Source organism: Ruegeria sp. L11, from assembly GCF_056531755.1.
The window spans coordinates 227,979-240,800 of sequence record NZ_JBQFMI010000003.1; the positions used below are offsets into that span (position 1 = coordinate 227,979).

At 58.2% G+C, this 12,822-nt stretch carries 13 protein-coding genes; 8 read left to right on the forward strand and 5 right to left on the reverse strand.

Features of this window, described 5'->3' with window-relative positions:
- Positions 1-68 precede the first annotated feature (68 nt).
- The 3 genes from ahcY (at position 69) to ACR0CE_RS09320 (ending at position 2,699) form a co-directional block, all read left to right on the forward strand.
- On the forward strand, positions 69-1,457 hold the full coding sequence (gene ahcY / locus ACR0CE_RS09310) for an adenosylhomocysteinase (protein WP_480506831.1): 1,389 nt from the start codon (positions 69-71) through the stop codon (positions 1,455-1,457).
- A 13-nt stretch (positions 1,458-1,470) separates the two neighbouring features.
- Positions 1,471-2,220, forward strand: a complete 750-nt coding sequence (locus tag ACR0CE_RS09315; RefSeq protein ID WP_480832067.1) for an extensin-like domain-containing protein — start codon at positions 1,471-1,473, stop codon at positions 2,218-2,220.
- 137 nt (positions 2,221-2,357) lie between these two features.
- Positions 2,358-2,699, forward strand: coding sequence for a DUF2853 family protein (locus ACR0CE_RS09320; protein ID WP_480482609.1), 342 nt, complete (start codon positions 2,358-2,360; stop codon positions 2,697-2,699).
- A gap of 219 nt (positions 2,700-2,918) precedes the next feature.
- Here the strand turns inward: ACR0CE_RS09320 and ACR0CE_RS09325 are convergent, their stop codons facing one another.
- The 5 genes from ACR0CE_RS09325 to tsaD all read right to left on the reverse strand — a co-directional run bounded on the left by ACR0CE_RS09325 (position 2,919) and on the right by tsaD (position 7,124).
- Positions 2,919-4,214 carry a hypothetical protein gene (locus ACR0CE_RS09325; protein WP_480832070.1) on the reverse strand — a complete coding sequence of 432 codons (1,296 nt, stop codon included), beginning with the start codon at positions 4,212-4,214 and terminating at the stop codon, positions 2,919-2,921.
- A gap of 160 nt (positions 4,215-4,374) precedes the next feature.
- Complete coding sequence (locus ACR0CE_RS09330; RefSeq protein ID WP_480486854.1) at positions 4,375-4,797, reverse strand: EVE domain-containing protein; 423 nt, start codon at positions 4,795-4,797, stop codon at positions 4,375-4,377.
- Complete coding sequence (locus ACR0CE_RS09335) at positions 4,797-5,066, reverse strand: YciI family protein (RefSeq protein WP_480482615.1); 270 nt, start codon at positions 5,064-5,066, stop codon at positions 4,797-4,799. The genes ACR0CE_RS09330 and ACR0CE_RS09335 overlap by 1 nt, the downstream gene beginning before the upstream one ends.
- Position 5,067: 1 nt before the next feature.
- Positions 5,068-6,030, reverse strand: a complete 963-nt coding sequence (locus ACR0CE_RS09340; protein ID WP_480482617.1) for an NAD(P)H-dependent glycerol-3-phosphate dehydrogenase — start codon at positions 6,028-6,030, stop codon at positions 5,068-5,070.
- Positions 6,027-7,124, reverse strand: a complete 1,098-nt coding sequence (tsaD, locus tag ACR0CE_RS09345) for a tRNA (adenosine(37)-N6)-threonylcarbamoyltransferase complex transferase subunit TsaD (RefSeq protein WP_480832160.1) — start codon at positions 7,122-7,124, stop codon at positions 6,027-6,029. Before tsaD ends, ACR0CE_RS09340 begins: the two co-directional genes overlap by 4 nt.
- A gap of 98 nt (positions 7,125-7,222) precedes the next feature.
- Between tsaD and ACR0CE_RS09350 the strand changes: the two genes are divergently transcribed.
- The 5 genes from ACR0CE_RS09350 (at position 7,223) to ACR0CE_RS09370 (ending at position 12,814) form a co-directional block, all read left to right on the forward strand.
- On the forward strand, positions 7,223-7,936 hold the full coding sequence (locus ACR0CE_RS09350; protein WP_267366542.1) for a uroporphyrinogen-III synthase: 714 nt from the start codon (positions 7,223-7,225) through the stop codon (positions 7,934-7,936).
- A gap of 54 nt (positions 7,937-7,990) precedes the next feature.
- On the forward strand, positions 7,991-9,163 hold the full coding sequence (locus ACR0CE_RS09355; RefSeq protein ID WP_480832072.1) for a COG4223 family protein: 1,173 nt from the start codon (positions 7,991-7,993) through the stop codon (positions 9,161-9,163).
- Positions 9,164-9,173: 10 nt separating this feature from the next.
- Positions 9,174-10,667: a heme biosynthesis HemY N-terminal domain-containing protein gene (locus tag ACR0CE_RS09360; RefSeq protein ID WP_480832074.1), complete on the forward strand. Its 1,494-nt coding sequence runs from the start codon at positions 9,174-9,176 to the stop codon at positions 10,665-10,667.
- A gap of 85 nt (positions 10,668-10,752) precedes the next feature.
- The gene (locus ACR0CE_RS09365) at positions 10,753-11,841 is read left to right on the forward strand and encodes an MHYT domain-containing protein (protein ID WP_480832076.1); all 1,089 of its coding nucleotides are present in this window, start codon (positions 10,753-10,755) and stop codon (positions 11,839-11,841) included.
- A gap of 139 nt (positions 11,842-11,980) precedes the next feature.
- Positions 11,981-12,814, forward strand: a complete 834-nt coding sequence (locus ACR0CE_RS09370) for an FAD binding domain-containing protein (RefSeq protein WP_480482629.1) — start codon at positions 11,981-11,983, stop codon at positions 12,812-12,814.
- The last annotated feature ends 8 nt before the right edge of the window (positions 12,815-12,822 follow it).

Consider the following 12,822-nt stretch of genomic DNA (forward strand, 5'->3'; position numbering starts at 1 on the left):
AGTTGCCACCTGCCCCAAGGAATGCTAGGGGCAGCCGGGACTATGACTTACCGAAAATGGAGCGCCTGATGGCCGTGGACTATATCGTTAAAGACATTTCGCTGGCCGGGTTCGGCCGCAAGGAATTGGATATTGCCGAAACCGAGATGCCGGGACTGATGTCCCTGCGTGCGGAATATGGGGACAGCAAGCCTCTGACAGGTGCGCGTATCGTTGGGTCGCTGCACATGACCATCCAGACCGGCGTTCTGATTGAAACGCTGGTTGCGCTGGGTGCGGATGTGCGCTGGGCGTCGTGCAACATCTTCTCGACGCAGGACCATGCCGCCGCCGCGATTGCCGAGGCGGGCATTCCTGTCTTCGCCATCAAGGGTCAGACACTGGAAGAGCATTGGGATTATCTGGATAAATCCTTCCTGTTCGAAGACGGTCCGAACATGATCCTTGACGATGGTGGCGACGCGACCCTGTACATCCTGCTGGGCGCGCGTGCTGAGGCAGGCGAAGACATCATCCCTGTTCCGGGTTCGGAAGAGGAAGAGGTGATCAAGAAGCAGATCGCCAAGCGTATGGCGGCCAGCCCCGGTTGGTTCACCAAGATGCGCGACCAGATCCAAGGCGTGTCCGAGGAAACCACCACCGGCGTGAACCGTCTGTATCAGCTGGTGAAAGACGGCCACTTGCCGTTTCCGGCGATCAACGTGAATGACAGCGTCACCAAGTCGAAATTCGACAACAAATACGGCTGCAAGGAATCGCTGGTCGATGGTATCCGCCGCGCCACCGACACCATGATGGCCGGTAAGGTTGCTGTGGTTTGCGGTTATGGCGACGTGGGCAAGGGCTCGGCCGCCAGCCTGCGCGGCGCGGGTGCGCGCGTGAAGGTGACCGAAGTTGACCCGATTTGCGCGCTGCAGGCTGCGATGGATGGGTTCGAAGTGACCTTGCTGGAAGACGAAGTTGCCAGCGCGGATATCTTCATCACCACCACCGGCAACAAGGACGTGATCCGCATCGAGCATATGCGCGAGATGAAGGACATGGCCATCGTTGGCAATATCGGTCACTTCGACAACGAGATTCAGGTGGCTAGCCTGAAGAACCACAAGTGGACCAACATCAAGGAGCAGGTGGACATGATCGAGATGCCTTCGGGCAACCGTCTGATCCTGCTGTCTGAAGGCCGTCTGCTGAATCTTGGCAACGCCACAGGTCACCCGTCTTTCGTGATGTCGGCCTCGTTCACCAACCAGGTTCTGGCACAGATCGAGCTGTTCACCAAAGGTGACCAGTACGAGAACAAGGTCTACATCCTGCCCAAACATCTGGACGAAAAAGTAGCTCGCCTGCATCTGGATCGCATCGGTGTGAAGCTGACCCAGATGGATGCGGATCAGGCCGCTTATATTGGCGTCAAGCCAGAAGGTCCGTACAAGCCGGAACACTATCGCTACTGATTGTCGTCTGACGATGACACAGAATAACGGACGCCGCCGGTTTCTTTACTTGGCGGCGTTCTTCGTTTTCAGGATTTTGGTTGTGATGATCGTGCTGGGCTGCGGCGGCTGGGTGCTGTTGGCGCATCCAGAGACACCTGTGCCATCGCACTGGAACCCGTTGCGCGACCTGAAGGTCAGCGCACCGGTGACGCCGGTCACCCGATATCAACTGAACCGCACCGTGGCGGATGAAACCCAGTGTCGGGCTACGTTGGCCGAAGCGGGTGTTCATTTCGAGGCGATGGAGGATCTGGTCGTTGATCAGAATTGTGGCATTGCCGCACGCGGCCTTCTGACCCGACTGGCCACTTCGCATATCGAAGCCGTTGAAACCAGTTGCGCCACAACATTGCGGCTGGCGATGTGGGAACACCATGTCGTGCTGCCGGCCGCGCACGAACTGCTTGGAACCGGTATTGCCCGATTGCGCCATGTTGGAAGTTACAACTGCAGGCGTATGCGCACCCTGAAGGGTGAAAACAACGGATGGAGCAGCCATGCCCGTGCGGACTCGATCGATATCATCGGTGTAGAGACGACCGATGGCCGCGTGCTGACCCTGTTAAATGACTGGCAGGGCTCTGGCCCTGAACCCGCGTTCCTGCGACAGATCTGGTGGGGCGCGTGCGACTGGTTTCGTGTGGTTCTGGGCCCGGACTTCAATCGCTTGCACGCGGATCATCTCCACCTGCAAGGTTCTGGCTGGGGGTACTGCAGATAGGTCTTGCATCCTGTGAATTCCAGTCCCGGTTAAGGGGGAGGAAACGCAGTTTTTTATCCTTTTTGGCAGACCTGTGACACGTCTAATCTCGGCTATCGGTGATTGGTGCCGGATTAACGGATTAAGGAGATTAGGACATGGGCAAGCGCGACGAGCTGATCGCCAAATACGCTGAAGATCTGAAAAACAAGTGTGGGATGAACCCCGATATGGACCTGCTGACCAAGGTCACAATCGGTTGCGGCCCGGCGATTTATGACGCAGATGCGGCAACTGTTGCAGCCAGCCAGGAGTCCGAATTGGAAACCGTCAAGAACAACTTCCTGATCAAGAAACTGGGCCTGTCCGATGGTCCCGAGCTGATGGCAGCGATCAACAAAGCCATGGAAACCTATGGCATGTCCGAGCGCAACAAATACCGCGCCGTGGTCTATTACATGCTGACCAGGCATTTCGGAAAAGAAGCCGTTTACGGCTGATCTTTCCGCGCATTCCTGAAACGCCTGTCGCCTTCCCGGCGGGCGTTTTGTATTTGAGTTGTTTTTTAAGGACTTGGCGTTTGAAATGCTGGGCGCGGTTGGGCTAAGGTCAAACCGTGACCAGGACGGTCAGAACCAGACATTTCCATACGCGTGTGGTGAGTAGGGAGCACGCGGGGGTAGGGAAGGTTCTGTATCGTCAGAACCTTCCCTCATTATTCATCTGAACTCTTTTAGGATACGCGCGATAAGGTTTTCTGCGCTGTCAGGCTGAACGGTTGAATTATCGTCCGCATTTCCGCCGCTGCCTTCCAGATAAACCTCGATCCGCCCCGGGCGCGTCTTGCTGCCCGAGCTTGTGAAGTCCCGTGCGATACCCCCAAGTGCATCGGCGGCCATCGCGGCGTTTTCGGCGTCATCGGGATGGTAAAACCGGACCTGGGTTTCTCGGACCCGGTATCCCACCCGAGCTGTTGCCACCACCGTTGCCTGACCTCGGGCAAGCAGTTCCAATGCCCGGTTGCTGGTCTCTTGCGAAACTCTCGACGGTACAAAAAGCGAGACCTCCAGACCAATGGCTGGCGCCAAAAGAAGCGGTTTCACCTCGGTGTAGGGTCGATTGGCGGGTGTGTCGATCTCTTGCGGAACGGGATCATGGGCTATCTGCGACATTTGCGATAACCCGTCCTTGTTCAGCGGATTGAGATTGCGAAATCGTGGATCATACCAGGCTGGAATCGCGGCTTGAATGTCTGAAGCAGTTGCGACGGCCAACATGGGTTCCATCTGGGCAGGAATGAAAATCTTGGGCGGCGTTAAGGAAACCTCCGGCTTCGCTGTTGCCGCTTCAGGATTCGGGCCGGTTGCAAACTCGCTTTCCGGCAAGACAGCGTTTTCCGGTTCCTGGGAAGGGGTTGCACTGGATTGATCCAAAATAACCGGATCGACTGACCGGCTATTTGGCTCGTCCAAGGGTTTGCTGACGTCAGCGGGTATTGAGAGAGGCTCAGGCTCAGGGGGCCCTGAAACAAACAGATCCTCTGGCGTAGGGGTGTCTTTCGGGTCCGGCAGGCTGGTGGTTGCAGCCTCAGGCGGTTCTTCGGGGACCAAGAAGGCTTCAGAAAGCACATTCAGAACGGCCTGGTCTTCTGCGTCTGCGGATGGCCAGTCATTTAAAAGATTTGCAGCGACCCATTGCAAGGCCGCCCCACACAAAAGGGCAAACAGTACTAACGCGACCCAAGTTTTCCGTTTTTTTCTGACGCGCGGTTTGTCCAGATTTAGCGAGCGGACCCGCTCGGAAACGATCTGCTCTGTATCTGTATCATCCGGCGGGGGTGGTTCGTCTGTCTGGACAGACGTCGAAACAGGTTCTTCCGACGTCTCTTCTTGCGCCTTCGCAAGCACCGACGCGCGCTTTTCCCGCGCCTCTTTCAGGCGCGCTTCCCAGGTTTTCGTGCTTTTCGCAGCAACGGTGTTATCGAGTGTCCCGTTGCCGTTTTCAGTGTCAGACACGGGGTTCAAACTTTCAAAACATATCGAATTTATCCGAACAACACCAAGCGGTTACGACCAGAGCAATCATAACCTTCAGATCCCTACCCGGCGTAGCCCTTGGAAACATAACACCTTGCCGGACGTTTGAGAAGTTTTGCACCTGATACAGGACGGCAGGTTAATCCGGCTGCGTTTCACCCAAGGCGCAAACCACTTTCCATTGATCGTCTGTTACCGGCTGAACCGACAAACGAGAGTTTTTCACCAGCACCATGTCGGAAAGCCGTTCGTCGGCCTTGATCTGGTCCAGTGTCACGGGTTTGGAAAAGGGTCGGACGGCCTTGATATCCACGCATTCCCAGCGCTCATCATCGGTGGAACTGTCGGGATGTGCCTCGGCGCATACTTCGACAATACCCACAACCGATTTGTCCTTTTGAGAGTGGTAGAAGAACCCCCAATCCCCAATGGCCATCTGACGCATGAAATTGCGCGCCTGATAGTTGCGCACACCGTCCCATTCCTCGCCCGTGTCCCCCTTGGCCATTTGCTGTTCCCAGCTCCAGGTCGAAGGTTCGGACTTGAAAAGCCAATATGCCATCAGCCGATCACCTTTTTCCAGGGAATCAGTTCAACCGACTGGAACAATCCAGCCTTCGCATAGGGGTCATTATCTGCCCAGTTTTGCGCAGCAGCCAGATCTTCGACGTCGAGCACAACCAGCGAACCGATCATGGCGTCGCCATCCAACAGCGGCCCTGCCTGCGATACAACACCCGTTTCTTCGATATAGGCCAGATGGGCCGCGCGATTGTCCAACCGGGTCTGCAGTGCCCCGGCTTTGTCACGGGCGATGAGTGCGATCAGCATGTTATTCCTCCTTGAGTGGGCGATTGAGCAGGTTTTGGATGGCCTCGGTCACACTGTAGGCACCATGGCTCAGATCCGCCACAGTTGTACTGATGGGCATGTCCAGCCCTTCCTTGACGGCAATCTCTGACATGGCGCGCGCGGTGGCGACGCCTTCGACGGTAGTATGTTGGTCAAATGGTTGGCTCAGACCCAAACTAAGGCCAAAACGGTAGTTTCGGGACAGTTCTGAGGAGCAGGTCAACACCAGATCCCCAAGCCCGGACAAACCCATCAGGGTGTCAGAGCGCGCGCCACGCAGGGTGGCAAAGCGCTGCATTTCCGCAAAACCGCGAGTCATCAACGCGGCCCGGGCGCTGTCCCCCAGCCCCGCGCCGATTGCTGCGCCGCAACCGATGGCCATGATGTTCTTCAGCGCCCCACCAAGTTCAGCACCTATGGTGTCAGTGGTCCGATAGAGGCGCAGGTTTGCAGTGGCCAGTTTGGTCTGCAATGCTTTGCCAAGATTCGTATGACCGCAAGCCAGCGTTAACGCAGTGGGCAAACCGCGCGCTATGTCATCAGCAAAACTGGGCCCTGTCAGCAAAGCGATCGGGGCGTCGGGGACAACATCCCTGATGACCGCAACGGGCCCGAGGCCAGAATCCAACTCTATCCCCTTACAGCAAGCGACCAGTGTCTTGCCGCGCAGCACCGGGGCGTGATCCTGCAAGGCGCTTCGCAATTGCTGCATGGGAACGGCCAAAAGCAGAATGTCAGCCTTCGACGCCTCAGCGATATTTGCGGTTACGGCGATGTTCGTGGGTAAGGAAACCCCAGGCAGCCGGGTGGAGTTTTCGCGCGTCTCGTACATCTGCCGCGCCTGATCGGCGTTTCTGGACCACAGCGTTACTGGCCCGTTGCCTGATAGCGAGATCGCCAAAGCGGTACCAAACGCGCCGGATCCCAGGACAGATATGTTCATGCCTTGGCCCCTTTCTTACCGCTGCCCAGCATGGCCGGGCTGCGTTGATCCAGCGGCCAGCGGGGGCGGGCAATCAGGTCCAGACCGTCGCGCGCGCCGGTGCGAAAGCGTTCAAGACCCGCATAGGCAATCATCGCGGCATTGTCCGTGCACAAAGCCAGCGGAGGTGCAGTAAACCGAGCGCCTTGCTGGGCACAAACAGACTCTAACGCTGTCCGAATGGCCGAATTCGCTGCCACCCCACCTGCGACCGCGACAACGGGATCAACAGGGTTGTGATCAAGGTACAGATCAATCGCGCGGCGGGTTTTCTCGGCCAATGTGTCCACTATGGCCTGCTGGAATCCTGCGCATAGATCAGCACGGTCCTGACGGGTCAGCCCACCCTTGTCGGCCACGATCTGGTCGCGCATCCGCATCAACGCTGTTTTCAGCCCCGAAAAAGACAAGTCACAGCCGGGCCGGTCCAGCAGTGGCCTGGGAAAGCGGAACCGCTGGGGATTACCATCACGGGACTCAGCCTCGACAGACGGGCCGCCGGGTTGCGGCAGGCCCAGCAGGCGAGCGGTCTTGTCAAAGGCTTCCCCTGGCGCATCGTCGATGGTGCCGCCCAGGCGGGTAAACTGCTCGGGGCTATGGGCGATCAGGTATTGGCAATGGCCGCCCGACACCAGAAGCATGAGGTAAGGGAAGGCGATGCCGTCCGTCAGGCGGGGTGTCAGGGCGTGACCGGCAAGATGATTGACGCCAATCAGCGGCAGGCCCGTGGCGGCGCTCAGCCCTTTGGCACACATGACACCGGACATGACCCCTCCGATCAGACCGGGCCCGGCGGTGACAGCAATGGCGTCCATGTCGCGAAGTGACAGACCGGCGGCCTCCAGCGCCTGCACGACGCAGACATCCAGCTTTTCGGCATGCGCACGGGCTGCAATCTCGGGCACGATACCGCCAAAGGCGCTGTGCAGATCGGTTTGACCGTGCACCACAGAAGACAGGATTTCGGCTTTGGCACCTTCGGTCTGGCGCACGACGGCTGCGGCTGTGTCGTCACAGCTGCTTTCCAAACCCAATACGGTAAGTGTTTGCACCATCACCCTGATCCGTTGCATCATGTATATACGGCGGGGTATCACCCTGCGCGGATGCAAACAATCCTGAAGGGTCAAGGCGCCAAACGTTGTTTTTGTTGATGACCCGCCCTCGCTCCGCCTCGGAAAGGTTTGTCGAGCAGCTGCCAACCGGCGTCAGATCCCGGGTTCAGGTCCTCTATTCGCCGATCATGGAAATCCGGCCTCTGCCAGTTGCGGTGGATACCAAAGGTGTAAAGGGGTTGATCTTTACATCGGCCAATGCGGTGAATGCGGCGGTCTCGAAAGGTGTTGATCGCACTCTGCCGGCCTATTGCGTGGGACCCGCAACAACCGGTACCGCGAAAGGGTATGGGTGGCAGGCCAAGATGGTTGGAACCACGGCAGAAGAATTGGTCGGGCATCTGCTCAAGCATCGGCCCAAAAGCCCCCTTTTGCACCTGCGGGGTGAGCATACACGGGGCAATGTCGCTGGCAGCCTGACCGAATCTGGTCTGACCGTTCGGGAACAGCCGGTCTATCAGCAGCGATTGTTGCCGCTAACACCCGAGGCAACCGAGGCCGCCAGAGGAGATCTGCCTATTATTGCTCCGCTTTTCTCGCCGCGTACGGCGCGACATTTTGCCGATATCTGGGCCGGATCAGCCCCCCTTTGGCTGGTTGCGATCAGCCAGGCTACGGCTGATCCCCTTTATTCCTTGGGCTATGAGCACTTGAAGATCGCAAAACATCCGACACCGAAGAAAATGCGTAAAGCTGTTAAAAAGCTTGTGAAACATGTGTTGCGGGTTGAGGGAGGCGAGGTCCCCGATTAACTTAGCCTGGGCTGTTATTCATCTGAATTTGGATTCGATAAGGGGAATATTGCGGTGGCTGGTAAGAAGAAATCCGATCAAAAGCCGGTGGAACCCCTCCTAGCGGATGATGCAGTTGAAACTGATCTGCGGCAGGACGATACGCCTGTTGACCCGGCTGAACCTGTAGAAGAAGACCTGTCCGAAGCCGAAGCCGAAGCCGAAGCCGAAGCCGAAGCCCCGGTCGCTGAAAAAACCGTCGAACGCGTAGTTGAAAAACGCGGCGGTTTCGTTCCGGCCCTGTTGGGGGGCGCGCTGGCTGCCGTTGCAGGTTTCGCGCTGGGCAACGGAGGGCTGTTGCCAACCAGCCCGGACACCTCGGGAGCGCTGGCAGAGCTGGAAGCAAAGCTGACGGAACAGTCGGACCAGATCGCCAAGCTGTCACAGGCGCTTGCAAACGGCTCTGATGTGTCTGGACTGGCAGATCAGGTCAAAGCATTGTCGGACAAGCTGACACCGGTTGAAGGTGACCTGAGCACGGTAAAATCCTCGGTTGATGCGCTGTCCGGTGAGGTCGCGCCATTGACGGACCGGATCGCCGCGCTGGAAAAAGCCCCGATCGCCTCTACGGCCTCACCCGAGGCAACCGCCGCGTTTGAGGCGGAACTGAAGAAACTTCAGGACTCGCTGGCCGCTCAACGGGCTGAAGTCGAAAAAATGGTTTCGGACGCTCAGGCTCTTGAAGCGAAAGCCTCGGCAGAAGCACAAGCCGCAACGAATGCTGCCATTCTGGCGCGTCTGCGTGGGCAGCTGGACACCGGCCAGCCTTTTTCGGAATTGGTTGCTGAATTGAAGGCGGGCGGCGTGAATGTGCCGGACGCTCTGTCCGGCCCGTCGGAAAAAGGCGTGGAAACTCTGACCGCGCTTCGGGCGTCGTTCGAGCCTGCGGCGCGATATGCATTGGCTGAGGCGCGCGAGGCTGACAAAGGAACGGGTTTGGTCGCCTTCCTGCAACGTCAAACGGGTGCCCGTTCCGTCACGCCTCAGGAAGGTGATGGTCCAGACGCTGTTTTGTCGCGCGCGCAGGCTGCGCTGGCAGATGGCGACCTGACCAAAGCGTTGAACGAACTGAAATCACTTCCCGAAGTGGCGCAGGCTGCGATGGCCGATTGGGAGCAGGCGGCCGGGGTACGAGCCGCCGCCGTTGACGCCGTGAATACGCTGGCTTCCAGCCTGAACTCGAACTGAAGGACCTGCCATGCTGTGGTCATTGTTTAAGATCCTCGTTTTTGTTGCGATTATCGGCCTGCTGGCGCTGGGCGGTCACTTCCTGATGCAAACCAGCGGTGGGGTGCAGATCACCGTCGCGGGCACGGAATTCACCCTTGGGCCGCTTCAGTCGGTGATTGCGTTGGGTGTTCTGGTGCTTGCCGTCTGGCTGTTCTTCAAACTGCTCAGCCTGTTGGTTGCGACGCTCAAATTCCTCAACGGCGACGAAACCGCCTTGTCGCGTTATTTCGACCGCAGTCGGGAACAGCGCGGCTATCAGGCGCTGGCCGATGGGTTGATGGCGTTGGCCTCGGGCGAAGGGCGCATAGCCATGACCAAGGCCAGTAAGGCCGAAAAGCTGTTGAACAAGCCGGAACTGACGGATCTTCTGGTGGCCCAGGCTGCCGAGATGACGGGTGACACCAAGAAAGCTTCGGACACCTACAAGAAACTGGTGACAAACAGTGCGACCCGGTTTGTCGGGGTGCGTGGTATCATGAAACAGAAGCTTGCCGAAGGGGATGATGAAACCGCCCGCAAGCTGGCCGAAAAGGCACTGGCCATCAAACCGCGCCACGAAGAAACACAGGACGTACTGCTGAAATTGCAGACCAAGGCGCAGGATTGGGCTGGTGCCCGGTCGACGCTGACTTCCAAGTTGAAAGCAGGGTATCTGCCGCGCGATGTTTTCAAACGCCGCGATGCGGTTCTGGCGCTGTCCGAAGCCAAGGGAATCCTGGATGAAAGCGCATCTGTAGAGCAACAAGAGCGCGCGATCGAAGCCAATCGCCTGTCGCCTGATCTGGTTCCCGCCGCCGCCATGGCAGCCCGCGCGTATATCGCCAAGGGCAAGTCGCGGGCAGCGACAAAGATCCTGAAAAAAGCGTGGGAGGTTCGCCCACATCCGGATCTGGCCCATGCCTTTGCCGAGATCGCGCCGGATGAAACTCCGGAACAACGGGTCAGACGATTCACGGCACTGACCCGCACCCATCCTGAAAACATGGAAACTCGTTTGATCCTGGCCGAGCTGAACATTGTGGCCGAAGACTTTCCCGAAGCCCGCCGTGCCCTGGGTGATGTTGTCGAAAGACAAGGTGATGCGCGCGCCTATACATTGATGGCTGCTGTTGAGCGCGGCGAGGGTGCCACGGACGCCGTTGTTCAAGGTTGGCTTGCCAAGGCACTGAACGCGCCGCGCGGCCCGCAATGGGTGTGCGACAACTGTCATGACATTCAACCCGAATGGGGACCTGTCTGTCAGAACTGCCACAGCTTCGATACGCTCAGCTGGCAGACACCACAGACACCCGAGATTGCAACAGCAACCGGGGTTCACATGTTGCCGCTGATCGTCGGCGCACTTGAAAACCAGACCGAAGAACCCGAAGCAGTCGAGCCTGCGGAGGACGATGATGTGGTTGAAGTCTCAGTGGATGCCGTAGAGGTCGCGGACGACGCAGAGGCTCAGAAACAGGTCTGAGCCCTGCTGTTGCTAACTGTGAATTGTCGCAATCAATTCGGTTTGCTAACGTCATCCTCGCGTCGGGGAGGGCGTTCAAATCCAAATGCTGGACTACTCTCACAACACTTGGTTGGTGGTGGCTTCGCTTGCCGTGGCGCTCATGGCCGGGTTCACGGGTCTGTACCTGACACACGGCGCGTCAAGGCTGGATAGCCAGCGGCGCAAGTTCGTGGTGGCATTGGCCGCTGTCATTCTGGGCGGCGGCATCTGGTCGATGCATTTCGTGGCGATGCTGGGGCTGCAACTGCCAATTCTGTTTTACTATGATGCCCTGATCACTCTGATGTCGGCACTGGTCGCGATCCTGATGGTCGGGCTGGCGTTGCTGCTGCTGCATTTCCGGCCTCGCTCGGTTCAGACGATGATCGGATCTGGTGTGATTGTCGGGCTGGGCATCGTCGCGATGCACTTTGTCGGGATGGCTGGTATGCAGCTTTGCCGCCCCGTCTATGACATTTTCGATGTTGCTCTGTCAGCACTGGCATCAGTAATCTTGTCGGTGGCTGCAATTTGGGTGGCTTATGGCAACCGGACACAACGGAACATCCTGCTTGGCACGGTTTGTTTCGGGCTGGCGGTGTTCACCATGCATTTTGTTGCCACGGGCCTGACTGATTTCGTCGCGAGCGACAGCCTCGGCGGGGCGGGTCCAGCGCTGGATAATCAGGTTTTGGCAATGGGGGTGACGGTATCCGTCTTTCTGATCTGTGGTGCTTTCCTGTTGACCGGTATTACGTTCATAGAGCCAAAGCCCGTGACTGCACCTGCCTCAGGACCTGTGTCGGAACCCACCCCAATGCGCGCTGGTGTTCCGTATGAGCGCGAAGGCCAGACTTTTTTTGCGCATCCCGCGCGGATCGCCGCAATTCGGGCCGAAGGGCATTACACGGTACTCTATATGGATGCAGAGAAACTGTTCTGCCCCTGGTCGATCACCGATGCGGAAACGCGGCTTTTGCCCGAAGGGTTCCTGCGGGCGCATCGCAGTTATCTGGTGAACCCGAAACACGTCTCGCGATTTGAACGTCACAAGGACAACGGCACCTGTTATTTCGATGGTGTTGACGCGCTGAGCAAGGTGCCGGTCAGCCGGTCCCGCCTGACAGATATTCGCGAGGCACTGGGGGTCTAGGCGCAACTCGTGCAGTTCTTTCGCATTTCGTGAAACAAGCCGCGCGCTCCGTTTTCCTTAACTGGATCAGTTAAATCCGCCGTTCTTTCCTTACCTCAGGTCCCCCAAGGCATATCGCCCGGACCCAGGGAGGAAAAACATGATACCAGCCGGCTTTGAGTATCACCGGCCAGGCGACATTGCCTCGGCCATCGGCATTCTACAGGAATATGGTGACGAGGCGCGCGTGATCGCGGGCGGGCATAGCCTGATCCCGATGATGAAGCTTCGCATGGCCGAGATGGGTCATCTGGTCGATCTTCAGGCCATTGAAGAACTCAAGGGGATAGAGGTCGGGCCTGACACCGTTACTTTGGGTGCGATGGTCACGCAGCACGAGCTGATCACCCACAGCGGTCTGGCCGAAGCCATTCCGTTGATCCGCGAGGCGGCGCTTCAGATTGCGGATCCGCAAGTGCGGTACATGGGCACTGTCGGTGGCAATGTAGCCAATGGTGACCCGGGCAATGACATGCCGGGTCTGATGCAATGCTTGAACGCCGCGTTCGAGTTGTCCGGCCCGGACGGGAACCGGACAGTTGCCGCGCGTGATTTTTATGAGGCCGCGTATTTCACCGCCCGCGAAGACGAAGAAATCCTGACCCGGATTTCGATCCCTGTACCGGGTGCAGGCGTGGGGCAGGCCTATCAAAAGCAAAAGCGCAAGATAGGAGATTATGCGACCGCCGCCGCGGCTGTGATGGTTGGCAACGGTCAGGCCTCGGTTGCGATGACCAATCTGGCCGACACGCCCATCTGGTCGGATGAGTCCAGCACCGCGCTGGCCGGGGGTGATGTCGAAGGGTGCGTTGCCGCAATGCTAGACGCAATCGATCCGGTCGCTGATAACCGCGGCCCCGTCGAATTCAAGAAACACGTGGCAGCCGTGGTGCTGCGCCGCGCCATCGACCGTGCGCAAAGCCGCGCGGGCTGAGGGGGAGG